Below are 25,798 nucleotides of genomic sequence, written 5' to 3' on the forward strand. Positions count from 1 at the left end.
TCTATTCCTTTCCGTTTTCTTTTTCTTCTGTGTCATTCATGCCACCCATTAACTGCGGGTACTCCTGCGTTATCTTGTCATAAAGAAGCAACCCACCCAACAAAAGCGGTACGCCCCACCATATAATTGCCGTCATAATGGAAATAATAAATACAACCGTTATGTACAAGCTGAATGGTTCGTTTTCATCTTCTATCGGATATTCCGGGTATAATTCCTGTTCCTTGGCATCTGCCTTTGCTGCCCACGTAAAAAAAGCAAATAAACCAATAAAAGTAATGATTGCACCTATAAGGTACACAATTCCTATAACTCTGATATTTTCCATGATAAAGCCCATATTACCACCTTACCCCTCTGCGTTATCGTCTGTTTCTTCCTGCGGCGTTTGCTTACTGGTAACAATCTTGCAGGCGTTTTCTATTCCTGCTTTAATCAGATATCCACCAACAACTACCCGGAATGTTTCGTTTGATTCTGTAATCAGTGTTGTTATTGCCGCTGTGTTTCCTATGAACTGTAGCTCTCGCCAACATAAAACCATTGCGAACACAAACGACACAATGTATAAGAGTGTTACCGTCCACACCACTTTTTTACTGAACTCCCACAGCCAGCTTACCGCCGCCTGTGGTGTCACTCTTCTACGCCGCTTTCTCCTGCGATATGTCATTTACTGCTAATGTATCCTTTCTGTTTCTAAATTACCGTCTGATAATGGCAGTTGCATAAATCTTTCATGCATTGCGTGTGCTACATCATTGCCGCCCAGCTTTTCATAGGCTTTATATGCTGATGTTTCAGCCTGCTTTGCCCATGCCGGGGCTTCTTTGCGTTCCTCATACTTTAGGCAAATATCTATGATTTGCTGCCGCAAAAGTGCCTGCAATCCCTCACGCACTGCCTTGTTTTCTTCTCTTTCTTCCTTATGCTGCTGTTTCTCTTTTTTATAAAGTGCAATAAGAATTGCATACGCTCCGGCAAATAACCATGCTACCCAGTTTGCCGTAATGTAAGTTGTTACCTGTTCTACCATTTTCTCTGTGTTTCTCCTATGCCTCGTATTTTTCGCCTGTAATCTGCTCGTACTGTTCCTCTGTAATCCCTCTGCCCTTTACCTTACGCTCAATGCGTACCCAGCCTTTTAATGTTGCCTTTGTGATATAGCCTTTATCGTATTTCTTTTTCAGTTCTTCGTACATGTCTGTGCCGCCTTTCTACTGCTCCATTAACATTTCAAGTGTGATCTGCGTTTCTGTCTGCTGCATCTGCAATGCAGAAATTTCCTGCATGATTGCCTCTGTAGTTGGGCTTAATAATTCTGCCTGCTGGCTCTCATACTCTTCTTTATCCTGCGTACATTCTTCATATACCCACTTTTCGCCTGCCTTGCTTTCCTCATTTTCGTTGCTCATTGGTACTCTTTCAATATTGCGCCTCTTATATACAAGGTGCGGGCTGCTTGTTATATCCAGCTCTTTCGGTTTTTCTTCTGCGGTGCTTTCTGCTGCGTACCATTCCATTGCGTATGTTCTCCTTTCTTGCGTGCTTTGAAACCAGCGTTTTTAGCACTTTCACTTTTACATATGGTTTTATGTATCTTTCGTAATATGCGTAAGTGTCACTATGCCAAATCCAGCCCAGCCTAGAAAGTAAACTACCTGCATCTACCCACGTAATCTTTTCTTTTCGCTTTACCCGGTTGACCTTGCCACGTATGCCCTGTAATATGCTCTTTCGTATCGTTGTTCTATCTCTATAAAATTTGAACCCCATAAAGTCCAGTGGTCTGCCTCTGCGCTTGCCTTTTCTGTCTACATAGTCAAAACGGAATACCTGCCAGTTTTTCTTTATTTGTAATCCCAGCTCTTCCGTTATAAATTTCTCAATTTGCAGCCTCGCTTTATGCAGTTCCTTTTTATTGTTTCCGAATATAACCATATCGTCCATATACCGTATGTAATGCTTTACATGTAACTGCTCCATGATAAAGTGATCTAGTGGCTGCAAATAAAAATTACCGAACCACTGTGACGGGTAATAGCCCAATGGCAGCCCCGGTTTATGGCTGTCTATGATAATAAATAATTTCTTTAGCAACTCCCTATCTCTGATTTTCCGTTTTAGTGCTTTCTTTAATCTTCTGTGCGGCACACTCTCAAAGAAATGCCGTATATCCAGCTTATATATGTACTTGCAGTTTCTGCTATCCTCTCTTATCCACCGTTCTACGGTTCTTTTTCCTCTGTGTACACCTTTTCCCGGTATACTCCCGTACACATGGTAATACATTCCCCTCATTGCAATCGGCACAAATACCCGCATTACGGAATGGTGCGCCATTTGCTCATACATATATTGTGGCTTTACTATCTTTCGTGTTTTCTTACAAGAATTTTCCTGTATGATTTTTGTTTTATGTCTTTTCGGTGCAAATGTATTGTTCTTTAATCTTTTATCCAGTTCTTTTCTGTAGTGTTCTACATTCGCTTTTACTATCTGCGCCTGTTCTTTCTTACTCTTTCCTTTTGATGCATTGTATATATCTTTTATTTGTTCCTCTGGTATATACAGTTGTTCGCTTACGCCATTAAAACTAATCATTCTTATTCTCTTTCTTATCGCCTTGCAGTAATTCGCCACGCTATACAACTAAGGGTTTCGCCCCGGCTACCATACTGCACCTTTTGCGGCTGTATTTTCACTTTCAGCGGTATTTCAACCGCCAGCGGTGTAGGAATTTCCGGGGCATTTGGTTAATCTTCCATAATTTGATAAGAATGACCGGGCGCAATGTTCCAGTTCGCATTGCCAGCGGTGTTGTTCAAGTTCACGTAAGCCCCGCAATTCAGCCCGTTGTTGCAGTTGCCGCCCACAAGAGGCACAGCCACGCCCCGGAAATCCCCTATTATATTCTCTCTACCGTTATATTTTCGTATGTTGTACTTTCCTGCGGGGGAAAAATCCCCCGTTCCCCCTTTTGCTGCTTACGCAGCGTTAGGCATTTTGCAAGAAAGACCGGGCGCAATGATCCAGTTCGCACCGCCAGCGGTGTTGCCCAAGTCCACGCAAGCCCCGCAACACAGCCCGCGGTTGCAGCTGCCGCCCACAAGAGGCACAGCCACAATGCCCGTATTCAACCAAAAGTAATCACACAAATATGTTGAGCTGCTACCTGTATATGTTACCGGGAAACGTCCCGCTTTCGTCATAACAGTATCTTTCATGTAACCACCAACACTACCGCTTACTCCGTAATCTGCAAAATCCAGTACTTTTTCAAATCCTGCGCCAGTTAAATTGCAATCCCCATACGGCTGCACTTTCACAACACCTTTATCGCATACCATTTGACAGATACGCTCCCACTGATCGCCCCACATTGCCTCTGTATGGAATACCTTAATCTGCTTGTTTCCGGCATTATATCCGTAAAACTGCCCTTTATCGTCCATACTGCCTGAGGCAAGTACTCCGTAATACTTCGTTGAATCATTCACATAACCGCTCATATTTCCATTGCCGTATGCTTCTTGTAAATCCTCTGTTTTTGCCATAATCTTTAACAGTGCAATAATATAATTCCATTCCCACCAGCTTGTATGCTCCCATACATCGCCGTTTGCTTTAATGTATGTACGTTCCTGCGTTGCATTTTTGCTTGCCATTGGCTGCTGCCCGCTTAAAGACCTTGCCACGTTGCTTAATAATGTAGGTGTATAGATTCTGCGGTAAAATCCCTCTCTGATAATTCCGTCTGGTGCAGTTCTGTGGTATGCGTTGTACCCGTCATCATATTTTACATTGCTCCAAATGATATATTCGTCTGTAGCTGTTTCGTACTGGCACAGCCAGCCGCCCATAAATGCTGCCATTGCATTACCTGCATAATCCACGTTTGCCGCATCACTTGCCGTTGTACCGTCTGCCTTTAATGCGTAATTTGTTGCCAGTAACTTGTAGTCCTCTGTGCCGTCAAATTTAACCATGCAAGGGTAGTTATTCTTTACAAATTCAACATTGCCCCAGCTACCATAGTTAAATGTGCCGTCCGTATAATTCATTGCCGCAGGTGTCATGCCTACAGCATCATATAAGTATGTTACCCGGCTCTTTTTTCCGCTGTCGCTCTTATTGATTTTGATACCATAGCGTACCGCTTTTTTATGTTCCCCGCCGCTTTCCTCTAATGCAGCCAGAATTGCGTTTGTATTTGCGTGTGTACTGTCCAATGTTTCTTTATCTGCTAAATAAATTCTTGCCATGCTCTGCTCCTTATACTGATTCTAAATACACCATGCCGCCATTAATCCCTATTGTGTAGGTAATGCCCGTTGTGCCGTCCGTCATGCTGTTAATTCCCTTTGCCATATTCTCACAGGCTGCCGCCGCTTTATTTGCCGCTGCGGCTGCATTATTGGCGGCGGCTGCCTTTGTGTTCGCCTCGCTGGTTGCTGTCTGTGCGTTCTGTGTTGCTGTTACTGTATTGGCTTTGGCTTCATTTGCCGCCGATGCTGCATCATTCGCTGCCTTAGCTGCGCTGTTCCCGGCTGCGGCTGCTGCATTTCCTGCTTTCGCCGCATTGTTGGCGGCTGTAGCGGCTTCGTTGGCTGCATTTGCTGCACTGTTGGCTGCTCCTGCTGCCGCTGTCGCATCTTTCTTTGTCTTGTCTACGCTGTTTGCCGCCGCATTTGCTGCCTCTGCTGCATCGTTTGCCGCCTTGGCTGCATTGTTCCCGGCTGCGGCTGCTGCATTTCCGGCTTTCGCTGCGCTGTTTGCTGCTGCCGCTGCTGTATTGGCATCTGTTGCAGCCTGTTCTGCGCTCTTGGTTGCATTTATCGCCTTATCAGTCTGCTTATTCATCGCAATAATGCTTTCTGCCATATCCAGAAACTCATTATCGCTTATCAGCCCGTTTTCCTTGTACACCGTTGGCGTAATCTTCGTGTAATACGTTGCGCTTCGTAATACGGCTGTTCCGTTGTATAAAACAATTTCCCCACGCCCAGTGCCGGAAACCGCCAGCATCTGCTCTGTATATGTCACTGTAATAACATTTCCGCTTATTGTGGCATTGTTTAATACAAATTTGCCGTCCGGCTTGTAATACTTGATTTTGGCTGTTGTCCCGGCTGGTATGGTAAACTCTTTCTTATTCTCCAATAGTGTAACTTCTACTATCCGGCTTTCTTTTTCCCCAGCTTTCGCCACGACATACTCAAAAGGTGCGCTGCCGTCAAGCTCAATCTGTATTCTCTGTACATTCTGTAACGCCATGTGCTACTCCTTTCTGCTCAATGCATTAAGCAAATCCTTATTTGCACAGCCCCTGATATCCGCAAGTACTGCCGTTACAATCAGATCTGTTAAATATGCTGGCAGTCCATAGGCTGCCTGTACTTGTAAAATTGCTAATGTCATATCTTCATGCGCTCGGCTTGTAAGTATTCCCATTGGCTCACTCTGTTCCTCTTTTGGTTCATCTGGTAACGGCTGCTCTATATGTTCCTCTGTTGCCTGCTGCATTTCTTCCTGTTCTTTGCTCATTGCGCACTCTCCTTTATTCTTCATTCATTGCAATCAATACTGCCTCTGTAAAATTAAATGTATCCGTCTTTGCTTTGTTTTCCTCTTCCTGTAATGGTGCTGGTGCTTTATTTAATTCAAGCGGCAACGGTGTTGCCTCTTCTGTAATTTCAACCTGTTCTTTTTCCATGTCCTGCTCCTTTATTGTGGAATACTTGTTATTAAGCCATTCTTTATATACACGTTTCCATATGTCCAACCAATACCGCCGTTATTGTCTGTTTTATGTATTTCCAATACAACTGGTAATGTCCCTGTAAAAGTTGTATAACCATTTGCGCTACAGTTCCGCAGGTCTACATTGTCCAGTATCCAGCCATGCCCATACATATTGCACCCCAGATGTAAGCCCACTTGTGTAAATATGCTGTTCGCCCTCGAATAACATAATATGGTTGTATAACTGCTTGCCCCCTCTGTAGGTTTTTGTGCCCATGCCATATACTTTCCTTGCGTTTCTAAATCAAATACAAGCCCTTTATGTGCATTATTATCTACCCACTGGTTTGTGCCAATTTTTCCAACATAATAATTATCTCGGTAAAAATGGTTTCCCTGTTCATCAAATACAGCACGTTTTTTAGAGGCACTTACACCATAATCATAAATTGCAATTTCTCCTGCGTTAATCTGCACATATTTTGAGCTGTTATTAAATGCAACAATGACATTGTTGTAGTACTGTGTAATATAGCTACCTACATTTCCTTTTGTTACGCAGCTTGTGATATTTTCAGCATTTACTTTAATAGAGGCTCTTAATTCGTCCTCTATCCCTTTTGCTCTTTTAACTTCCTGCGTAATAGAATCACTGTTTATTTTTAACTGTGCCTCTGTATATACCGACATCTGCCCCAGCACTTCTACATCTTTTACATATACCGCTGCCCCTTGCGTATAGGCATACAAATATAAATACCTTGTGCTGGTGCTTTCTGGTAATGTTACCTCTCTTTCTACGGTTGTCCATTCTGTGCTTTTCAGTAATCCGTATGCCGTTGTCTGTGTGGAATAAAAAGTACACTGTACTCTTGCGTTGCTTTCGCTCCCGCTTGCCGCTGCTGCCTTATACCGCACTCTATACGTTCCGGCTGGCAATACGCCAATCTTGCACCGTATGTATGATGGTGTGCTGGAAGTTTTTGAGATCTTGGCGCATACCCCCAGCGTGCTATCCGTAATAACCTCATTATTTTCACTGCTCGTATACCATTCATCTGTAAAACCGTCCTTGAAATCTCCACCTGCTACATAATTGTGCATGTTATGCTCTTCAATAGTTTTGCATAGCAATGTAATTTCTGATGCTGTGCTTTCAATTTTTGCCGTCATTTCCTTTGTGACGGTTTCGCCCACACTGTTTGCTTTCTCTGCTGCATAGGCATTTGCTGCTGCCTCTATTGCAATAGAAACGGCTGTTTGATACTCCGTAACCGCACTGCCATACTCGCTGTATGCTGTTCGGTATGTTTCCATGTTTTTTTCAATCTCTTCTTTTGTTTCAGAATTTATAACGTTGTTGATTGCTGTAACCAGCACATTATATTTGGCAGTATTGGCAGTTCCAAATACAGTAAGCCACGCTTTATGCATTGCATTCAATTCCGCAGACGGCACATAATCATTATCAAATAACTCTTCGTGTTTTGCGTCTGCCTCTTCTTTTTCTTTCACAATGATCTGCAACATTTTCTGTATGGCAGCCTTTTCAGATTCCGTTATTATCCCGTCTGCTACTGTTGTTTCCAGTTCATTGTTGATATCGTCAATAGCGTTATTTACGTCTTGAATTTCTTTGTTGGTACTTTCTTGTAACCCATTCGCATACTGCTTTGCGCTGTTTAATGCTGCCTCTGCTGCATCTGTTGCGTGTTTAGTTACTTTGTTCCTGTACTCAACATCTAACGCCTCTGCATACACTGTCCCAGCTTTTAATATTGCCCCGGTTAATTCCCCGGCGGTAATAAAATCTGCTACTATCTGACCGTCTGCGGTTATTGCTGTCGTGAACTCTCCATTTACTCCCGTACTGCTGTGCCCCAGTCCGGCAAGATTCCAACGCCATACGTTTTTAGCTTTTGACGTATCCGGCGTATCAAGTATAAATATTTCCTGTGGGTTCTTTTCCGGGTGTAATACCACATAACCACCGCTGTTGCCAGTGATTGCCGCAGTCACATTTTTAATGGTGTTCTCAATCTGCTTTTTGATTTGCTCCGCTCTTGTCTGGTTCTTTACTATCAGCTCCTGCGCCTCTTTCTGTGCCGCAGTAATGGTTTTAGTCAGATTCGTGCGGGCTGCTCCAATTTCAAGCGATTCGTAACGTTCTTTTATGCTGTCATATTTTACTTTCGTAATCTTTGCTTTTACGTTGATATCAAGCGGCAAGATTTTAACCGTAACAATATCGCACAGCTTTACACTCTCAAAAGCCTTTATATTTTTATAATCTTTGGTTTTCTTCAACGATGCAAAAGACAAGGTAATATTTACTTTTGGCTCTATACTTAATTTGCCCAAATACTCTTTTGCCTTTGCTCGCAGCATGTCAGTAGTAATTATTGTTCCGCTTTCCCATTCCCCGGAAAAGTCTACAATCTCACACCGCAGCGTTGCATATTTGTTTGCATTCTCATGCTGTAATACCTTTTCCGGCAATGTTATGTATGTTTTCTGCTCCGCTCCCTCTGCGGTATATTTCGCATATGGGAAAATTACCGTTACAACATCTGCAATATTCTTTTCCTGCTTTGCATCTATCAGATTCTTGCCGTACTCAATCGTTACGCCATTGTCTACGCCCCTTGCTTTTAAAAGCTCTACTCTGTAATTGTCGTAGTGATATTCTCCACCCCATACGTCCAATAAGCTGCCCTCTGTGCCGCCCATAGCGTTTCTGACGCTTACAGCCCCGTCTATACTGGTGCTGTTGGTTGTGGTAATATCACTTGCACAGGTAAACTCATGCGGCAATATCGCTGCGTCCAGCAACTCATGTAATGCCCGTTCTCCGTTTACCTCACTTACTGTAAAACAGTCTACCGGGTTGCCGTTCAGTTCATAACTGATATGTTCCCCGTACCATGTTGTATTTTCTCCTACAGCTTTCGTATGGTTGTAAATACGGAAAAGCTGCGGGTTATCTTCATCATTCGCCTTTGCTTTTATGATTGCGTCATTCTCTAAGTATTTCGCCAAATGTCCTTTTGTCGGATACGTCAACGCAAGCTCATATATTCCGTTTCTTTCCTCGGTTACAATGCAGCTTACCGCATCTGTTAAAAACCCTATTCCATTTGTCGTAAAATCTTTTTCTAAGGCATCATATAGAATCGGTATCAAAGTCTGCACCACCTCGGTATAATTTCCACTTTTGTTACATTGCCAGCCCAGCTTATGTTATTTGCTCCTGCTGTCAGCTTCGGGAAAAGTTCAGTAACCATTTTACTGTTTTGTAGCAGATCACCTTTATATGCGTTCATTATTTCGCCGTCAATCTCAATGTATTCGTTCACATCTTTAAAGGTGTGTGCCCGGTTATTGATATACAGCGTAATGCCACCACTTCCCGTTATTTTTATATACGGCGTTGCCGTAAATCCCTCTGTGTTGTATATGGTTGCTGCTTTCGTTAGGGTTATTGTCTTATCCCCGTTCAGCCGTCTTTCATATGCTTTGCACATGAATGTTATTTCTATCTCTCCCAGTAACCGCTTTGCCAGTTCTGACACGCTGGCGTTACTGTTTATATACGCCAGCCTATAACGTTCTGTATTGTAAGTGTCGTACAGCCTGCTATACTCTATTCCCGGCGCATACAGCCACATATAAATGCTGTGTGCCAGTTCTTCTAAGCTCCTGCCCTGCGTGGCATCTACGCAGCATGTATATTTCTGCTCATAGTCTTTAAATCTCTGGTTGTCCAGCGTGTCTATTCTGTTGTCCTGTATCAAAATGCCTCTTGCTGGCACTTCTACGGTGTCAATCTCCGGCTCTGCTGCTGAATCAGCGGCACTCTGCCCGGTAATAAATAAGCCCATATCCAACGAATTTATGCCATTATAGGTAAAGCTATTTGCGCTTTCAAAATATTCACTAAGCATATGCCGCCTCTTCCCTTTCTTTTATTTGGTCTGCAATTTCCAATATTTCCTCTGTAAGTTCTCTTATGTCCTGTTCCCTATTGTTGTAAAAATTCTCAATTTTTAACTGAATTTCATTTGTTGTACTGCCGCCCTGTTTACCGTTTACGGTATCCATTGCGGTATTTCTTGCCGTTGGTGTCAATGGCGTTACAATCGTCTGACCGTTTACCATTTGTATTAACTCTGGTCCCGCCTCTGCAACCATTGCCGCACCGTTCTGTAATACACCGCCATGTGCCAGCCTTGGCAGGCTTAAATATCCCAGCCCGCCTATATTTACGCCCGGTATCTTATTGATTAAGCCGATTGCCCCATTTATCAGCCCTATTGCACTGTTAATGGTTCTTTCAATCGTACTTATTACTCCGTTGATTCCGGCACGTACTGCACCACTGATTGCATTTGATATTGCAGTACCCAAATTAGAAAACGTGCTTTTGATTCTGTCCCATAAACCGCTGAAAAAGCTGCCCCAGTTTGCAAATACCTGTTTTACAGCCTCCCACGCTGCACTAAATGTTGTCCTAAAGAAATTTCCTACCGCACTGAATATTATTTTTACACTGTTCCATGCTGTGCTGAAGAAATTAGCAAACCCAGCCCAAATGCTTTTAATTCCGTTCCATGCGTCACTGAAATTCCCCGTTAATACATCTTTTACTACTGAAAAGATTGTTTTAATACCATTCCATACTGCTTGGAAATACGCTACTACAACGTCCCATACCGCCTTTATGACTTCCCACGCCGTACTAAAGAACGCCCCCAGCACTTCCGCTACCACAGAAAATACAATTTTGATATTTTCCCAAATTGTAGTAAAGTACATTACCGCAACGTCCCAAACGGTTTTTATCAGCTCCCACGCAACCGAAAAGAAGCCGCTTAATACTTCGCCAACTACAGAAAATACAGTTTTTATTGCTTCCCACAAAATCATAAAATACGGTGCTACCAAATCCCACACAGCCTTTATAATTTCCCATGTATCGCTAAAAATCTGTGCGATATCTGCCATGATCTGCTGAATTACGCCCCATATCATTTCTATGTACGGCTGTATAAATCCCCATATCTCCTGCATTTTGTCCCATACTGCGCTTATAAATTCTTTGATTGCATCAATGGCATTTCCTACAAAATCTTTGATTGCAGAAAAAATGCCGTCAACTATTTCTCTAAACCATTCACACTTGTTATATAGGACAACCAACGCCGCCACCAATGCGGCTATTGCTATCACTACTATCATTACTGGATTCGCTGCCATTACTGCATTTACTGCTGCAATCGCAGGCTTTAACATCTTGCATACGTTTATTATGCCCGATATCGCCCCCGCCACCTTGCTTATAATCAATAATGCCGGGGCTAAAGCTGCCACAACTGCCAGAATAATAGCAATCGTTTCTTTCTGCCCATCTGACAAGTTTCTAAACCAGTCCGTAAAGTTCTTTACTGCACTTGTTACTTTTTCAATGGCAGGCTTCAATGCTGATAACGCTGTGCCTGCCAAATCACTGCCCGCAAGTTTCAGATTATTCAGCGTTGTTTTCGCTTCGTCCCATGGGTCTAATGTTGCCTCATAGGTATCCTGTACTACGTTCCCGTAATCGTCCAACGATGCGCCCAAATCGTCTAAGCTCAACTTACCCTCTCGGATCGCCTGCGCCATTTCCGCAAAACCTTTAGAGCCAAACGTTTCCTGCGCTATAGATAACGCCTCTGTTTCTGTGCTGGCGTTTTTGATTCTGTCAATCGTCTTTTGCAGTGCTTCATTTGTGCTTAATCCCTCTGCGGTATAATTCTTAACGGACTTTTTCAATCCTGCCATTGCTGTTGTTGCATCAACACCGTTGTTCTCAAATGCAGCCAGTAAATTTACACTTTCTGTAATCCCCAGCCCCATTTCTTTTAAGGTGCTGCCGTTCTGCATCAATGAATTTTCCAACGTATCCATTGATAACCCGGTATCCTGTCCTGTCTTTGTCAGAAGTCCCAGCACATTGCCTGCCTGTGATGCGTCAACATTGAATTTATTTAAAATCGTATCAACGTTATCTATTGATGTATTGAGGTCTGTATCATTGATTTCAGAGAACTCTATAAACTGCTGTGACAGTTTTTCAAGTTCTTCCCCTGTAAGCTGGAAACGTGTATTTACTTCTCCGATTGCCGTACCTGCTGTTTCTGCATCAATCGGCAAACTTGTAAATATGTTTTCCATGCTGCCTTGCAGGCTTTCCAGTGCTTCGCCTGTTGCGCCTGTTTTGGTTATCACAATGTCATAGCCATTATCTATGTCCATTGCTGCCGCATACGATGCAGCCCCCACCGCTGCCGCTCCTGCTGATAACGGTGCTAATGCTTTTGCCGCTGCTCCTGCTTTATTGCTCACAGTGTCCAGCGCACTTGCCGCTGCATCAATCTTGCTTACTTTTTCTGCTGTATCGTCTGCTGCATCAGCCACGCCCTCAAGCTCTTTATTGCTTTCCTGCGCCTGCTGCTCCAAATCTCCCAGTTTGATTTCTGTTGATGCAATTTCTCTTTGTAACGCTCGGTACTGTTCCTCGCTTACTTCGCCATTTTCAAACTGCTCCTGTACCTGTTTTTCCGCTTCTTTCAGCGTATCCAGCTTTTCTTTTGTACTTCCTATAGCTTCTTTCAGAATCTTTTGTTTTTGTGCCAAAAGCTCTGTATTTGAGGGATCTAGTTTTAATAGCTTGTCTACTTCCCTCAATTCTTTCTGTAAAGAACTGCATGAGCTGTTTACCCCGGAAAGTGCTTTTGATAATTTGGTAGTATCGCCGCCAATTTCTATGGTAATGCCTTTAATGTTTCCTGCTGCCATGCTACCGCTCTCCTTTCCGCATCTTTTCCCGTAGTTTCTTTCTATCCGGCTTTGTTTGTTCCATTCTCCAGCAATTATCTAAGTACTCTCTGCCCTCTTTCGTCTGCATGAGCCTGTGTATATTTGCCTCTCGCATAAAATACAAATACAAATCTATGGGCATTTCCTGTACGTCAGATATCGTGATATTCAGATAATCAATTACCAGTTTTTCCCCTTTTGTATTCAATCTATAATGCACTTCGTCCCCGCTGCCGCCGCCCGGATAATACGGCATTTTTAATTTGGGTTATTCTTAATCGAATTGACAAAATCGCCGTAATCGTTAATGTATGCCACGATTTCCTCAATGTCGTACTCTTCACTTTCCAAATACTCTGCTGTAATCCGCTCCCCATTTTTATTGTTAGATAAGATTTCAGCCATAAGTGACAGCATTGTTTTATATACCTCTTTGCCGTCTACTTCCTCTTCGTCCAGCTCGCTAATTTCCTGCATCTTTTCAAATGTGCTTTTCTTCGGCATGTTTACAATTACTACTTTGCCGTCTTTCAGTGTTGTTGTATAAAAACTTCGTTTCATTTTTCCAAAATTAAAACTTTTGTTTGCCATGCTTTACTCTCCTTATTTTTGGCTGCGGGAATTGCCCCGCAGCCTTTTCTTTACGCTTCTGTAACGATATCCTCGTCAAAAATCAGTAATGTACCGTCTTTATCCATTGGGTGTGCCTTAAACTGCGGCTCTATTGTGCTTTCTGCATCTTTGGCAAATGTAAAGCTAAAGCCCGCCTCATTTCTTCCCACAATCGTTACTCTGATATCTCCGTCCTCACTATCTTCGTGTAAAAATCTAATGAGATATTTTTTATGGTTCTGGTTTTTGATTCCACCGATTTTTACGGTTCTCTTTTTGGCTGTTTCGGTTACTCTCGCTGTTGCACACAGCTTTTCAAGTGTCTTTGCGCACCATGTAAGCAAGCCTGCCTTTAATGTCACATCTTCGCTGGTTAAAATCGTTTTCTGCACAACGCCCAAATCGTCCTTTGCTGTATATGTTTCTGCGGTGTACTCCAACGATGCGCCGCCCTTGATATGTGCAAGCTGGTTTTCGTCTGTTTCAATCGCTGTATCTTCCGGGATTTCCCCAGTAAAAACCATGCAATACAGCTTTCCACTGCCTAAAATAATTCTTTCGCTGTCCATATCCTTATCCTTTCTTTTTCACTTTCTCGTAAATTGTAAATTCGTATGCGGTCTGTACCATATCCTCGCTTTCAATCGTATCTTGGTACTTTGTGTAATCCACATCAAATAACACTTTTTCTTCAATTTCTTTCTCTAAACTGCCGTCTACCACCTTGTCTGTGTACAGTTCCAGTGCTGCGTGTATCTCATGTAACAAAATTCTTTCATCACTTCCACGCCCCACTACCTGCGGCACGATATACACAAGATACGGCGGCTCTGGTAACGGGTTTTCCTTTGTTTCCCGGAACGCATCTTTTGCAAGTGGCAGCCCCGTTGCTTTTGCCCTGTCAATAATTGTTTCTAATCTCACTGCTGCACCGCCTTTTCTATGCGCTCCTGCAATTCTGTTACCATTTTTTCCTCTACAGGCTTAATATGTACCCTCGGCTTTACACGCCCGCCATTTCTGCTTGCATGTCCATATTCCAGTAAATGCGTAATCTGATAATCCGTTTTGTTAAACACAGTATTTCTTTTGGTGCGGGTATCTGCATAGGTCTGTTTTTTTCTCCAACCTCTTCTATAACTGCCTGTCAGTTTTGGGCTGCTCTGTTGCAGTTCGTCCACGCCCTCTTGTGCCACATCATCAACTATCGTTTTTATTTCGTCTGCTACATTCTGGTCGTACTCTGTAAGCCCGGCTGCAATCTCTGTTGCAAGGTCTTTTATATCTACTTCTTTGCTCAACGTCTGCCCACCCGCTTTTCAGCATACAATTCTGTCTTTTCTTCGTTCTTCCGTTTGTATGTTCGGTATACCGTCAGCCTCTGCCCGTTGTATTCAATCTCTGTTTGATTGCTGTATTCAAAACTCCATACCACAAATTTATATTGCGGCTTTATGTCCTTTTGCCCTACCGCCTCAAACTCACTTTGCGTAATGCTCTCAACGTCACAGAAAATAATAGTTTTCTCTACCTCGCTGTCATTGATCTGCTCACATAACGTAATTTCTTCCTGCATCTTATCCCTCTTTTGTGTTGTAATCTCCGGCAAGACACAGCGACATTTTCAACGCCTCATAACTCTGTTTGTATCTATCTGCTGCATTTTGGTAATTAAACTCTGCTTTCACAAACAACGTAACGGCTCTGATAATGAGCGCATCATTTTCGTTGATATTTACCACGCCTGCAAGCTGTAAATCCAACTTGCAGGCTGCAATACTGTTGTTTATGTCCTGTTCAATCACTGCGGATTTGCTTAAAATCCTCATGCTGCTTTTTATGGTATCTGTTAATATTGTTTCCATAAAACCGCCTCTACTTTGTGATTTTCGCCACTCCTGCTGCCACCAAAACCTCTGCCCGCTCTGTTGTTACAACAAATTCTTTGCCCGGTCTAAATGTCTGCTGTGCCTGTTTATCTTTGTAGGTTTCAATAATCGTTACTTTCACACTGGCTTTTTCGGTGTCCGTTTCGGACACTTCCGGCGTTGGCGTTTCCTGTTCTGCTTCTCCCGGTACTTCCGGCTGTTGCGGCTCTCCCTGCTGCGTTTCTTTCTCTTCCTGCTCTTCTGCATCTACTGCCGCAATTCTCTTTGCAAGCTCTTCTTTCGTTCCGATGTCACTCAACCCCAGCTCATTTGCAAGTTTCTGTAAATCTTCCTTTTTTCGCTTTTCAAGCTCTTTTACATCAAAATGTGCCATATTGTGCCTCTCTTTCCTTATACCGACTTAACGCCCTTTTTTACTAAGATAATGCCGTTTGCATCGGCTACCTTGCCGTCCACAACCATTAAGCACTTATTTTTGATTTTGTTGTTGTCGTGGTCTGTCCACTTCACTACCTGCATTTCCATGTTGGTATTGATAACGTAATCAGAGAAACTCATAAATACCGCAATTACATCTCCCTCGTTTGCATCGTCCCAGCTCGGTAACACATCGTCCTCTACAGTTTCCACGTTCTTGCCCATGAAACGGTATGTTTCCTCTCCGTTCACGCCATAGTTTGTACGTCCAATCGGCTGCCCGTTCTTATCTTCCATGCCGTCAATGCCTGTATCAAACGTGGACTGATTCATAACGAAACTGCCATTTCTGTACGCCTTTTTCATTTTGCCTTTTACTTTGTGCCAGCCATTCCAGCTCTCATACTCTTCCTGTGTCAGCGTAACAACCGTTGTTACCCTGCTGTCCTTTGTGACACCCAGCGGCTGCCCCTCTCCTGTACCGTTGAAAATGGCAATCTCAATAGCCTTTACCATTGCCTCTGTTGCCATAGGTACAAACAGATCAGTAAACATTTTCAGAGTAACGACATTGGCTAAAATGCTCTGTGAAATTTTGCACTCTAAGCCGTAATAGTTGAATGTTACAGAAGTTTTTGCAGATGCTTTCTGGTCATCGCTGCTCTTTTCCTCTGCAATCCAGTGTGCCGTAGGTTTTAAATCTGCAATCGGAATGGATACGCCGCCCTGTACGTTAATCTTGCGTACTTTTGCGTAAATGCTGCCGTAGCTTTCCAGCTTTGTAATAATCTCATTCATAATAGAGGTTGGAATTACTGCGCCGCTGTCTGCTGTTGTAGTGTTTTCTGCCGCTCTATACTCCTGCGGAATAACCACGCCCCTGCACACATAGTTCATAAATGCTTTTCTGTATGCTACAGTGTCGTACTTATCCTCTGGCTCTGTTGCTGCTGCACCTGCGCCGCCTGCTCCTGCAAAGTTTCTAAATGTCATAGGCTCTGTGCCTGCGCCGCCTGTAGGCTCTCCCGCAGCAATTCTTGCAAGTAAATTTTTACGTTTTTCTGCTGCCGCCTGCAAAGAGGTTCTTTCTTCCTGTAATGCTGTTACCTCTGCTTCAAGTGCTGTCATTTCTTCGTCTGTAAGCTCTGCCGCTCTGGTGTTCAGCTCTTCTCTGATTTCTGCTAATCTTGCCTCAATTTCTTTTAATCTCATGCTCTGTTTTTCTCCTTTTCATTTTCGCTTTTATAAGCTCGTCTTAATCTTTAGTATCATAGCCCGCCTTTTAAGCAACTCCTGCTTTTCCTGCTCATAACTCCTATTTGCAAAATTACGGGCACTTATTTCAGTATCGTTATTTGCCGGAATACTTACGGCTGATACATCATAAACTTTTTTGATTTTTAGAATCGTTCTTGTGTGTGTTTCCCTGTCGTAGCTTTCCTCTGCTACGGTAAACGCCCATGACATTTTTGTTATCATGCCTGCGTCAATGTCCTGATACAAGCCCCTTGCCAAATCTGTTTTACTTAAATCTGCTGCCACAAATAATCCTTTCGCATCTGGCTCTAAAATCAATGTTTTGTTGGACTGTCTGGCAAATACCCTGCCTGTATGGTCGTACTGCATGATAACGTCACTCATATCTGCATTATCCAGTGCGTGTGCGTCAATTCTTTCGTAAATCTTTGTACCGTCCTCAAATTCATATAAAAGATACGGTACGTTAAATGTAGTGGCGTATCCCTCTACATAACATTCTGTATTTATGCGCTTATCGCTCGCAACTTGGGCAGTGAGTGGTGTTACCAGCGTTCTGTATTCCCGTTCTTTTTTAACTGGCATTATTAACACCCTCTTTCTCTGTTTGTCCGTCTTGTGTTTCTCCCGCTTCTGGTTGTGGGTTCTGTTCCCCTGCCTGCGGGACTTGCTGTATAACTACTTGTGGCTCATTGCCTTTTTGCAGTTCGCTTACCTCTGTATACTCTTTGCGGATATAATATTTTTCTCCGTCCTCAACATGCGCCATATTCCATATATCCATTACGCCATTTCTGTTTAGTAATGCCCTGTCAAATAGCTGCGTGCTTACGCTCAACTTTGTAGCATTGCTGGCGTATTGCAAACGGTTTGCAGAAAAGAAAATAGCATTTCCACACGCCCGCTCTCTTTCTGTAAAGCTCATGTTTGTCATTACTAAAGATAATTGAATTGCAAAAGGCTCTATTTTTCCCTCGTAATAGGCGTTCCATGTATTCTCGTCAAATTTGTTCTGCAAAATATCCATATTCGTACCAAAATGTGTACAAACATTTTCCTGTATGTGTTGCATCTGCAATGCGTTAGGTGTATACGGTTTACTCTCTACCTGCTTCAAGTCGGAAAATTTATTATCATAAATAATCATTCCGCTATCATTGTCTGCGCTTAAATTGTCCTCTGTAAAACGCTTGCGCTCTTTCTTTATATCCTCTGGTTTCAGCATGTTTGCAACCTTTGCTAAAAATCGGATATTTGCAGAGTTTTTTACTGCGTTTATGATTCCCTCGTTTTGCGTATGTATCAACTGCATTGTGGGTGCAAGTGTGCTGTTATCCTCTCCAAACAGATCGTCTTTATATTCAAAATCTGTCATAATCCCCACACGCTCAAACTCAATAGCTCCATAACTGCCATTTGCAAACAGGTAACGCAAATATAACTGCCCCTCGCACTCTATTACCTCGCAGCGTTCGGCACGCAATGGATACCAGCCGCATAAACGCCCGTATTCGTCCTCTATCGGAATAATGAACGCTGTATGCTCTACAGCCACATACGTTGCCAGACGCTTAATAAATTTTGTCGTGTCCATAAAACAATTTGGTTTATGCTGTAATGTCTTTTCCAATGTTTTAAGGGCACTGCCCTCAATCTCTGGCTTTAATTTGCTGCAATGAGTGGCAAAATTGTTTACCGCTGTCCTTGTCAAATCCATTTCATATACACCGCCGCTAAAGCTGGTAAATGTCGGGCTGTAGCCGTTCAGCATTTTAAAATAATTTCCTATGGCTTTTAATTCTTTGCCATGAAAAAGATAATCTAAAAATCTCATGCCGTTTACTCTCCTTTCTATGCGGCGTTTTTCAGTAGTTCCCCTACCTCTTCGTGATATTTCTGTCTTACTGTCATTGCATCTATGACAGATACAAAACCGTCTATATGCGCCCGCTGCTCTATCTTTATCGGGCGGAACTTCCTTGTTTCCATGTTGTGCTTTAATGCCACATTTAAGAAATGCGACTGTAGCAATTTATTGTTTGCAATTTTAAAATCGCCGTCTTTAATAATGCCCTCAAACTCCCGTATTACAGGTGTGAGGTTTTCGCCTTGGTAAACATCGTCTGTATGGAATCCGTAATTTTTCAGATCGTCCACAAGGTACTGTGCGCTGTACCTATCGTATCCGATTTTTAAAACCCTTATGCCGTATGTTTCCAGCAACCATACATACCAGTTAAATACGTCTTTGTAATTAACGTAATTATCGCCGGATAAAGTGATAATGCCTTTCTTAACGAAAATGTCATACGGTACTCCATCTGTTGCCTGCAAGGTTTCCAGCCTGTTTTTAGGCATAAAGAATTGCGTAAATGCGTATAATACGCCCTCTTTCTCTATAACCACGCTTGCAGCTGTCAAGTCTGTTGTTTGGCTCAAATCTATGCCGCCCACTGCATAGCACTCTTTAAAATCTTCCAGCGTTTTTAATATTTCTGCTTTTTCCACTGTCTGATATTCCAGCCATGCAATAGAGCTGTTCTGTTTGATATTGCAGTATTTGGTAAGGAACTCTGCTTTTTTACTTAAACTGCCCTCTGCTACTGCAATTTCATCAATAAAGAAACTCTCTTTTACTGATACGCCCATATTAGGGTTTGCTTTTTTCAGTTCGTCTATGTCGTTCCATTTTTCCACATCATCAATCATGTACAAAAATGGTAATAACCTGCGCTCTTTGCTGTTTCCCTTTAAGAAACTTGTGCTACGCTTCATTAGCTCATCATAGATACTATCGTTGATATATCCGGCTGTACTTATGCTTAAAATCATCGGCTGTTTACGTGCGCCTAAAGCAGACTTCATAACCTCATACTGCTTTAATCCAGCGTCCCCGCTCCATGCCGCCATTTCATCACATACAACAAGCTGCGGGTTAAAACCGTCTGACTTTTTGGCATTAAATGCAATCGGCTTGATAACGGTATTGCTCTCTGCAATATAGATATCGCTGCGCCGTTTTTTCGCCAGTTCTTCCAACTCTTCCTCTGCCTGTACCATTTGATAAAATCCGTCATATACAAGGGCTGCTTGGTCTAATTTTGGTGCTAAACAGTATATTTCCTGTCCATACTCCGGCTCTAAGTAAGCCATGTATGCGATTAGCGCAGACGCAAACAAACTTTTACCGTTTTTTCGTCCGATAACAATAAAAATTTCACGAAAAACACGTATTTTTTCTGCATCTTGTATGCCAAAAATGGTGGAAACTATAGCTTTTTGCCATAATTCCAACGTGATTAAATCATTACGCCCCTTGCTATGGTGGCAAAATGTTTCTATGAATTTTATAGCTTTATTGGCTGCCTTTGCATTAAAAAAATACTCCTGCGTTTGCAGCCCGTTTATGATGATTTCAAATATTTTTTTAATCCATTTTCCTACGATGATCTCGCCGCTGCTTATCTTTGCGTAGTACTCATAGATATAATTTTTATATGGCATTTGCCCTATTCTTCTCTAAGGGCTGCCAGCTTGCTTTGCTTGCGTTTTGCCGCAGGCACAAGCTCTGTTAATTGCTTGATGATAGCCGCATAATTCTTTGATAATGCTATGTATGTTTCTGCTTCCGGGCTTTTCTTTGTCCCGTACTGGTTCTCTCCGTTTTTGTACTCACTTGTCCAGCCCGTTTCCTCTATCACGTTCTGCAATTCATCAAGTTCTATCGACATAAAAGCAGCCTTTTCTATCAGCGGCGTTACCAACTTCTTTTTATTTTCGTCTAAGTCCTTGAAAATCCCTTTTAATCTTGTCTTTTCACTCTTTATCTTGGCTTCTTTACTCTTTTCCTTTCGTGCTGCCATTTCTTTTACCCCTTTCGATACACCCCACCCCCTCTACACCACGCATGTGCGACCTTGCAGAGTAAAATTAGGGTTACCCCTCGGTCTATCGTGAGTGAAAAATATTTTTTTTGAATGGGGGGATTAGTTCGCCGTCAGCCGTAAACGCATATCGTTTTGCACGCACGTTCTTTGCATGATGCTCTTTGTTGTGACAGTCCTGACACAATGCCTCTAAGTTGTCCCAGCATAACGTAATACTCTGCTCGTGTATGTTCTTTGGTGTCAGCCAAATCTTGTGGTGTACAATCTTTGCTGGCTCTCCGCAGCGTTCACACAAGTAATGCTGTGCTGTCATGTATGCGTCCCTCGTCTGCGCCCACTCTTTAGATTTATAAAACAATTCTGCCCACTCTTTCATGTTGCCTCTTTCTTTACCCAACGCCCTAGGTTTCATGCGTTGGGCAGGAGGTAAAAGTATGATGAAAAACAAAAAGGGCGCAACGAAAAAACATTTAAGTTCTTTCGTGCGTCCTTAACAGTTGTATTATACCGCCCGCACCGTTTCCCTGTCCACCGCAGGATTTGTGCAAATATACCGCAAAATTTGTGCAGCTATTCCGCATAGCTTTACTCAATCCCATAAATCATAACTGCCAGCTCCTTTACTGCTGCCGTAATCCAGCGTCTTGGTGTATCTTTCCCGGTATTCAATTCTTTCTCAATCTGCTCGTATGTATAGCCCTGCATGTAATACATACACAACGCTGTATACTCTTCCTCTCTTTCCGCCTGCTGCCTGCGCCGCTGTATCTCTTCCAGTGCCGCCGTAATATGCTGTACTGCTGCCTCTGTCCTCTGTTTGCTCTCTTCGTCTGTTGTGTGCTGCAAAAAAAACTGTGCATCTCTGTACTGCTTTAACATCGCCACCGTTCTGTTATACTGCTGCCTCTGTATCTCTTTGTTATTTCCCATGTACCGCTCCTGCCTTATCGTCTTTGTACTGCTCTGCCACAGCATTAAATGCCTGCGCCTGTCTGCCAAACATCTGCGCCAGTGCATCGCATATGTTCCCTGCTGCGGCAAATACTGCCTCTGTAAATGTTTCCATTGCCTGCGTTATCTGCTCCACCGATATACCAGCGCAAGGCAAGGACTGTTGCGCCCTTGCCTTTCTTCTCTTTCGCTTATCCATGTATGCAGGTGGATTATATCCGTATCGCTTTTTATAATTCTTTTTCCACTGTCTGTGATTCATACCATCGCCTCTTTTCTTCCCTGCTCCAAAACACCTTTCTTGTCTGTATTCCTGCCTCATTCAATTTTTGATATATTTCTCTTAACTGTTGTCTTTCGCAATCTTCCCTTGCAGTTCTTGGTGGACTTGAATAGTCTAACGGTGTCGTTTCGCTAAAAAGCAACACCCGTAAACATTGAGCTGTGGTTGCTCCCATTTGTCTGTATGTTCCCATTGTCATGTATGTTTTTTGCCATATCCACAGCTCTATCCCCAATGCCTCATTGATTTCGCTAAATAATTCATCAAGTGTCGGTTGCCCTATTTCTCTATGCTGCCATTCGTATTCTTGTTTTATTTTATCCTCTATCACGCCTCTGCTCCTTTGGTGTCCGTTTCGGACACAATGCCCATTACCTTAATTGCCATGATGCAGTACCCCTCTGCAAGTCCTGCATATTCCTGTAACATATACGTTACCTCTGCCTTTATGATTCTTCCTGTTACCTCTCCGTTCGTGTACTCTGCCAGCTCTAAAATATCGCCCTGTTTATAGCCTCTGTCATTCTTCCGCAGTTCAAACGACTTTTTGCCGCTTGCCACATCTTCAAAAAACATTTTTGCTAATCTTATTCTGTGTACCTTTGGCTGCTTTGCTGCATCACTTGGCAGATGCTCCATTTTTTCATTGTCTGCCTGCTGCCGCAGCTTCGCTTTTGTTTCCCGGTCTATTCTGTCCTGTTCTTCACTGTACCGCTGTTCGTCCGTTTTTTCTGCCTCTGCCTTATTCTGGTATTTATCGCACTTCTGGCATGTTCCCGTTTTTACGTTGCACTCTGAATAATATAGGCATGAGTAGCACAATGATGTAATACTTTCCGGGTGCGCTATTTCGTAATCGTCCCCCGGTCTTGGCTCTTCCAGCTTATCTGCTTTTTCTGTTGCTTTCTTCTCCGCAACTTTCTGTGCAATCTCATTTGCCCGTATCTCTTTCCCGGCTGCTGCCTGCTCCGCAATTTCCTTTTGCTCTGCCTCTGGCAGCTTCGCAGCCTCATACGCTGCCGTTACTCCAATACTGCCACTTTTTAACTGCTCTTTGATTTCCGGCGTTGCATTGTTGTTGATACTTTCCATACGTGCTACGTTTGTGCTGCTTTCGTTCAGCATTGAGGCTATCAGATCACGCATTTTTCCTTTAATCTCCAATCCGTCCTCTTTCTTTGCCCGGATAAGTGCCACCTTTGTTCTCTCTACCAATCTCGTTTTTTCGTATGCCGTCAGCTCCTGCGTGTATCCATTGCCAGCCAGCAACGATAACTCATACATAGCCTCGCTCATATCCTTTGAACGGAAAAGCACTTTTTCATACTCTTTGTGCCCTCGCTCCAAATTCAGCTTGTTTGCTTCGTTACGTCTGTGCCCGTCAATTATGCGGTATTCTCCGTTTACCCTTGCCAAAACCGTTGGCTGCTCCTGCCCTACGTGTAAAAAGCTGTCTGCCAGTTCTTCTATGCCCTCTAACTTCTGGTGCGTGTTCTCTTCGGCTGCCTTTACCTCATACGGGCTTAAATAGATTTCTTTGTATCCCTGCGCCTGCTGCCCGGCTGCCTTTGTCTTTGCGTTCAGAATATCGTTAATGCCAAACTTTGCCATATCTTTTTACCTCGCTTTTCCTGTGTATGCTGTTACAAACTTCTTGTATCCCTGCGCTGCTGCACAACATGGGCTGTACTCATAAATGGGCTTTCGTAAAAATGTGTTTTCTGCTACTTTCTTGGAATATCGGATAATCCCCAAAATATTAAAATCTGTGTTCTGCTCCAACCACTCTACGCCTGCTGCCTCTCCGTCTGTGTTCTGGTATGACGTAATCAAAACACCAGCCAGTTTTAACGCCGGGTTAAATGCTTTTGCGTCCTCTATCTGCTCTGTGACAATATCCAGCCCCTCTAATGCGTCCTCGTCCACCTTTACAGGTACTATTACCTCGTCCGTAATCGCCAATGCATTTACAACATTCAGCCCGATATCTGGCGGGTTATCAATGATGCAGTAATCATATTTTCCGTATACGGTGCAATCTCCGTAATACTGCACTTTGGCGTATACCAGTGCTTTGTATCTTTCAATCTGGTTTTCGCTGTCCTCTTTGGTTAAATTCCATGTAGCCCCAAACAATGACATATTCGCCGTTACAATGTCGATGCCCTCATACTCTGTATGCTGTATCAGTTCGTCTACGCTGTCCCAGTCCCCAGCCAGCAACTTTGTAACTGGTGCTATGTTCTCTGCATCGTATCTGCTGTACGCTTTGCTTAAATTGCCCTGCTTGTCGTTGTCAATCAGCAATACTCTGTAACCTCTCCTGTAAAGCTCATATGCTACGTTTGCTGCCGTAAAGGTCTTTGCTACGCCGCCTTTTAAATTTAAAACGCTAATCACTCTCATACTTTTACCTCTTTCGTGTTTATTCTTCGCTTTCCATTTCCTGCAATACTGCTGCCGCTTTGTCATTGTCGGCTTTTAATAAATATTCTTCTATCACTTTTGCCGCTTCATGCCAGCCGTAACAGATCACTGCATAATACCCTTGGCTGTTTAAAAACTTCTGCCACTTTTCTTGGCTCTTTGTAGCCTTGTTTTTTCCTGCTTTCAGTTCGATGTACAACCCATGATATCCATTTCTTGCCACTGGTAAGCAAATATCCGGCACGCCAGCTTTTACGCCTTGCCTTTTCAGTGCTACCGCTGTCCTTTTATCTCTCTTTCCCCCGTTTGGGATATGGTGCATATATTCAAGTTCCGGCATACAGTCCATGTGGTATGCTGCCCACTCAAATAATGCCTCTTGATGCCCGCTTTCATCGTCAAGCCTAAAATTTCTCATTCTTTCGCCCCTTTCCTCGTTTTACTTCTGAACGACATAAATCGTAATACTCACACCATAGGCAGCAATGCTTGCAATCTTTCCTCGTTTGGAATAACCAGTAAATAATTTTGTCAATCATGTTTTTCTGCCCTCTCTATCCGCTCATTGTTTCTTTTGGCAGCAACTGCAAGTGCCATTAACACCATGCCCGCAACCACGCCTGCCATAAATATTGCTATCGCAGCTATCACAATCAAACTATCAACCCCTTTCATTCCAGTTTTACCAGCGTGTACCTCATGTACCCGTATCCGTAGTATTCCGGGCTATGTACTCCTTTGCTTACGCTGTCTTTGTCCACGTAGTAACCTTTTATCGCTTTCGGCTCTGATTTGAACCATGCACGATCTGAAATTATTCTTATTTCCGGCTCTGGTCTTACAAGGTTTTTGCTGCAATTCCAACGCTTGCCCTGTAATGCCCCGTCTGCCTCTGTTCTGTGCGTATCTGTGTACTTGATAAAATAACTCGCCAGCTTTGCATAGTTTCCAGAATCATCTAACGGGAATACTTTAACCCGGTTATGTCCCTCATACGCTTTATACCAGCACCGTTGCAAAATCTCTGTATCAATCTTGTTGATAACTAAATGGTGGTGGCGTGCCCCTCTTTTACCAATCTCCATAACATGCACATATTTAAGCTCTATGCCTGTCTTTTTGCACTCTTTGCGTAACTCACGTAAAAAAATATCCATGTCCTTGCGCATCTGCTCCCTGCTTCTATCCGGCTGTCCCTTTTTCCGTATGTAGTCCAGTTCTAAATGATAATCCCCATATCCAAAATTGGCGTTTAACAGTAATCGTAATTTTCTCTCTGCTGCTCTGGTATTAACCTTTTTTTGCTCTTCCTTGGTTGGCTTTACTTTGTCCCCTCTCTTTATGCCCGGTTTTTTGTATCTGCTGGTAAAGTAACGCTCTACCTCTATCGTCTTTCCTGCTCTTGTAATTCTCTCTACATACGGCATATGTTTTACCTCTCTTTTGTCGGATAGTTAATACTTTTATCAAGT

At 43.1% G+C, this 25,798-nt stretch carries 35 protein-coding genes; all 35 read right to left on the reverse strand.

From position 1 onward, the window contains the following. Position 1 precedes the first annotated feature (1 nt). Positions 2–328, reverse strand: a complete 327-nt coding sequence (locus BQ5364_RS11745) for a hypothetical protein (protein ID WP_147398051.1) — start codon at positions 326–328, stop codon at positions 2–4. A gap of 21 nt (positions 329–349) precedes the next feature. Further along, positions 350–673, reverse strand: coding sequence for a hypothetical protein (locus tag BQ5364_RS11750; protein ID WP_022400539.1), 324 nt, complete (start codon positions 671–673; stop codon positions 350–352). A 6-nt stretch (positions 674–679) separates the two neighbouring features. Continuing rightward, a complete protein-coding gene (locus BQ5364_RS11755; protein WP_022400540.1) occupies positions 680–1,036 on the reverse strand; it encodes a hypothetical protein in 357 nt (118 codons plus the stop codon). A gap of 16 nt (positions 1,037–1,052) precedes the next feature. Beyond that, positions 1,053–1,202 carry an XkdX family protein gene (locus BQ5364_RS17485; RefSeq protein ID WP_083382825.1) on the reverse strand — a complete coding sequence of 50 codons (150 nt, stop codon included), beginning with the start codon at positions 1,200–1,202 and terminating at the stop codon, positions 1,053–1,055. Between the two features lie 15 nt (positions 1,203–1,217). Beyond that, the gene (locus tag BQ5364_RS17950) at positions 1,218–1,415 is read right to left on the reverse strand and encodes a hypothetical protein (RefSeq protein ID WP_071144327.1); all 198 of its coding nucleotides are present in this window, start codon (positions 1,413–1,415) and stop codon (positions 1,218–1,220) included. 25 nt (positions 1,416–1,440) lie between these two features. Continuing rightward, complete coding sequence (locus tag BQ5364_RS11765; protein WP_071144328.1) at positions 1,441–2,604, reverse strand: RNA-directed DNA polymerase; 1,164 nt, start codon at positions 2,602–2,604, stop codon at positions 1,441–1,443. Between the two features lie 383 nt (positions 2,605–2,987). Next, entirely contained in the window at positions 2,988–4,265 is a 1,278-nt protein-coding gene (locus tag BQ5364_RS11770; protein WP_071144329.1) for a hypothetical protein, read from the reverse strand. A 10-nt stretch (positions 4,266–4,275) separates the two neighbouring features. Continuing rightward, positions 4,276–5,277 (reverse strand): BppU family phage baseplate upper protein, encoded by a 1,002-nt coding sequence (locus tag BQ5364_RS11775; RefSeq protein WP_071144330.1) that lies wholly within the window; start codon positions 5,275–5,277, stop codon positions 4,276–4,278. A 3-nt stretch (positions 5,278–5,280) separates the two neighbouring features. After that, positions 5,281–5,547, reverse strand: a complete 267-nt coding sequence (locus tag BQ5364_RS11780) for a hypothetical protein (protein WP_071144331.1) — start codon at positions 5,545–5,547, stop codon at positions 5,281–5,283. 13 nt (positions 5,548–5,560) lie between these two features. After that, positions 5,561–5,716 (reverse strand): hypothetical protein, encoded by a 156-nt coding sequence (locus tag BQ5364_RS17955; RefSeq protein ID WP_159431688.1) that lies wholly within the window; start codon positions 5,714–5,716, stop codon positions 5,561–5,563. 11 nt (positions 5,717–5,727) lie between these two features. Next, the gene (locus tag BQ5364_RS11785; RefSeq protein WP_071144332.1) at positions 5,728–8,928 is read right to left on the reverse strand and encodes a phage tail spike protein; all 3,201 of its coding nucleotides are present in this window, start codon (positions 8,926–8,928) and stop codon (positions 5,728–5,730) included. Further along, entirely contained in the window at positions 8,925–9,689 is a 765-nt protein-coding gene (locus BQ5364_RS11790; RefSeq protein WP_071144333.1) for a hypothetical protein, read from the reverse strand. The genes BQ5364_RS11785 and BQ5364_RS11790 overlap by 4 nt, the downstream gene beginning before the upstream one ends. Next, on the reverse strand, positions 9,682–12,582 hold the full coding sequence (locus tag BQ5364_RS11795) for a phage tail tape measure protein (protein WP_071144334.1): 2,901 nt from the start codon (positions 12,580–12,582) through the stop codon (positions 9,682–9,684). The genes BQ5364_RS11790 and BQ5364_RS11795 overlap by 8 nt, the downstream gene beginning before the upstream one ends. A gap of 1 nt (position 12,583) precedes the next feature. Then, positions 12,584–12,859 (reverse strand): hypothetical protein, encoded by a 276-nt coding sequence (locus BQ5364_RS11800; protein WP_071144335.1) that lies wholly within the window; start codon positions 12,857–12,859, stop codon positions 12,584–12,586. A gap of 2 nt (positions 12,860–12,861) precedes the next feature. After that, on the reverse strand, positions 12,862–13,194 hold the full coding sequence (locus tag BQ5364_RS11805; protein WP_071144336.1) for a hypothetical protein: 333 nt from the start codon (positions 13,192–13,194) through the stop codon (positions 12,862–12,864). A gap of 50 nt (positions 13,195–13,244) precedes the next feature. Then, a complete protein-coding gene (locus BQ5364_RS11810; protein ID WP_071144337.1) occupies positions 13,245–13,784 on the reverse strand; it encodes a hypothetical protein in 540 nt (179 codons plus the stop codon). A 4-nt stretch (positions 13,785–13,788) separates the two neighbouring features. After that, on the reverse strand, positions 13,789–14,139 hold the full coding sequence (locus BQ5364_RS11815) for a hypothetical protein (RefSeq protein WP_071144338.1): 351 nt from the start codon (positions 14,137–14,139) through the stop codon (positions 13,789–13,791). After that, positions 14,136–14,516: an HK97 gp10 family phage protein gene (locus BQ5364_RS11820; RefSeq protein WP_235837166.1), complete on the reverse strand. Its 381-nt coding sequence runs from the start codon at positions 14,514–14,516 to the stop codon at positions 14,136–14,138. The genes BQ5364_RS11815 and BQ5364_RS11820 overlap by 4 nt, the downstream gene beginning before the upstream one ends. Beyond that, the gene (locus tag BQ5364_RS11825) at positions 14,513–14,791 is read right to left on the reverse strand and encodes a phage head closure protein (RefSeq protein WP_071144339.1); all 279 of its coding nucleotides are present in this window, start codon (positions 14,789–14,791) and stop codon (positions 14,513–14,515) included. Before BQ5364_RS11825 ends, BQ5364_RS11820 begins: the two co-directional genes overlap by 4 nt. Position 14,792: 1 nt before the next feature. Beyond that, positions 14,793–15,080 (reverse strand): phage head-tail connector protein, encoded by a 288-nt coding sequence (locus BQ5364_RS11830; RefSeq protein ID WP_071144340.1) that lies wholly within the window; start codon positions 15,078–15,080, stop codon positions 14,793–14,795. 10 nt (positions 15,081–15,090) lie between these two features. Next, the gene (locus tag BQ5364_RS11835) at positions 15,091–15,477 is read right to left on the reverse strand and encodes a hypothetical protein (RefSeq protein WP_071144341.1); all 387 of its coding nucleotides are present in this window, start codon (positions 15,475–15,477) and stop codon (positions 15,091–15,093) included. A gap of 17 nt (positions 15,478–15,494) precedes the next feature. After that, positions 15,495–16,733: a phage major capsid protein gene (locus tag BQ5364_RS11840; protein ID WP_071144342.1), complete on the reverse strand. Its 1,239-nt coding sequence runs from the start codon at positions 16,731–16,733 to the stop codon at positions 15,495–15,497. Positions 16,734–16,763: 30 nt separating this feature from the next. Beyond that, a complete protein-coding gene (locus tag BQ5364_RS11845) occupies positions 16,764–17,363 on the reverse strand; it encodes an HK97 family phage prohead protease (protein WP_071144343.1) in 600 nt (199 codons plus the stop codon). After that, positions 17,353–18,612 carry a phage portal protein gene (locus BQ5364_RS11850; protein WP_071144344.1) on the reverse strand — a complete coding sequence of 420 codons (1,260 nt, stop codon included), beginning with the start codon at positions 18,610–18,612 and terminating at the stop codon, positions 17,353–17,355. The genes BQ5364_RS11845 and BQ5364_RS11850 overlap by 11 nt, the downstream gene beginning before the upstream one ends. 17 nt (positions 18,613–18,629) lie before the next feature. Beyond that, the gene (locus tag BQ5364_RS11855) at positions 18,630–20,282 is read right to left on the reverse strand and encodes a terminase large subunit (RefSeq protein ID WP_071144345.1); all 1,653 of its coding nucleotides are present in this window, start codon (positions 20,280–20,282) and stop codon (positions 18,630–18,632) included. 5 nt (positions 20,283–20,287) lie between these two features. Beyond that, complete coding sequence (locus BQ5364_RS11860) at positions 20,288–20,641, reverse strand: hypothetical protein (RefSeq protein ID WP_071144346.1); 354 nt, start codon at positions 20,639–20,641, stop codon at positions 20,288–20,290. Between the two features lie 85 nt (positions 20,642–20,726). Then, a complete protein-coding gene (locus BQ5364_RS11865) occupies positions 20,727–21,041 on the reverse strand; it encodes an HNH endonuclease (RefSeq protein WP_071144347.1) in 315 nt (104 codons plus the stop codon). Positions 21,042–21,250: 209 nt separating this feature from the next. After that, positions 21,251–21,595, reverse strand: coding sequence for a hypothetical protein (locus BQ5364_RS11870; RefSeq protein WP_071144348.1), 345 nt, complete (start codon positions 21,593–21,595; stop codon positions 21,251–21,253). Then, positions 21,585–21,878: a hypothetical protein gene (locus BQ5364_RS11875; protein ID WP_071144349.1), complete on the reverse strand. Its 294-nt coding sequence runs from the start codon at positions 21,876–21,878 to the stop codon at positions 21,585–21,587. The genes BQ5364_RS11870 and BQ5364_RS11875 overlap by 11 nt, the downstream gene beginning before the upstream one ends. Beyond that, the gene (locus BQ5364_RS11880) at positions 21,847–22,230 is read right to left on the reverse strand and encodes a hypothetical protein (protein WP_071144350.1); all 384 of its coding nucleotides are present in this window, start codon (positions 22,228–22,230) and stop codon (positions 21,847–21,849) included. The genes BQ5364_RS11875 and BQ5364_RS11880 overlap by 32 nt, the downstream gene beginning before the upstream one ends. Continuing rightward, positions 22,227–23,510: a ParB/RepB/Spo0J family partition protein gene (locus BQ5364_RS11885; protein ID WP_071144351.1), complete on the reverse strand. Its 1,284-nt coding sequence runs from the start codon at positions 23,508–23,510 to the stop codon at positions 22,227–22,229. Before BQ5364_RS11885 ends, BQ5364_RS11880 begins: the two co-directional genes overlap by 4 nt. A gap of 6 nt (positions 23,511–23,516) precedes the next feature. After that, the gene (locus tag BQ5364_RS11890) at positions 23,517–24,305 is read right to left on the reverse strand and encodes a ParA family protein (RefSeq protein WP_071144352.1); all 789 of its coding nucleotides are present in this window, start codon (positions 24,303–24,305) and stop codon (positions 23,517–23,519) included. A gap of 19 nt (positions 24,306–24,324) precedes the next feature. Then, positions 24,325–24,744: a VRR-NUC domain-containing protein gene (locus tag BQ5364_RS11895; RefSeq protein WP_071144353.1), complete on the reverse strand. Its 420-nt coding sequence runs from the start codon at positions 24,742–24,744 to the stop codon at positions 24,325–24,327. 113 nt (positions 24,745–24,857) lie between these two features. Next, positions 24,858–25,001: a hypothetical protein gene (locus BQ5364_RS17960; RefSeq protein ID WP_159431689.1), complete on the reverse strand. Its 144-nt coding sequence runs from the start codon at positions 24,999–25,001 to the stop codon at positions 24,858–24,860. Then, a complete protein-coding gene (locus BQ5364_RS11900) occupies positions 24,998–25,753 on the reverse strand; it encodes a rolling circle replication-associated protein (protein ID WP_071144354.1) in 756 nt (251 codons plus the stop codon). The genes BQ5364_RS17960 and BQ5364_RS11900 overlap by 4 nt, the downstream gene beginning before the upstream one ends. Between the last annotated feature and the right edge of the window lie 45 nt (positions 25,754–25,798).

Source organism: Coprococcus phoceensis, from assembly GCF_900104635.1.
Classification (GTDB): domain Bacteria; phylum Bacillota; class Clostridia; order Lachnospirales; family Lachnospiraceae; genus Faecalimonas; species Faecalimonas phoceensis.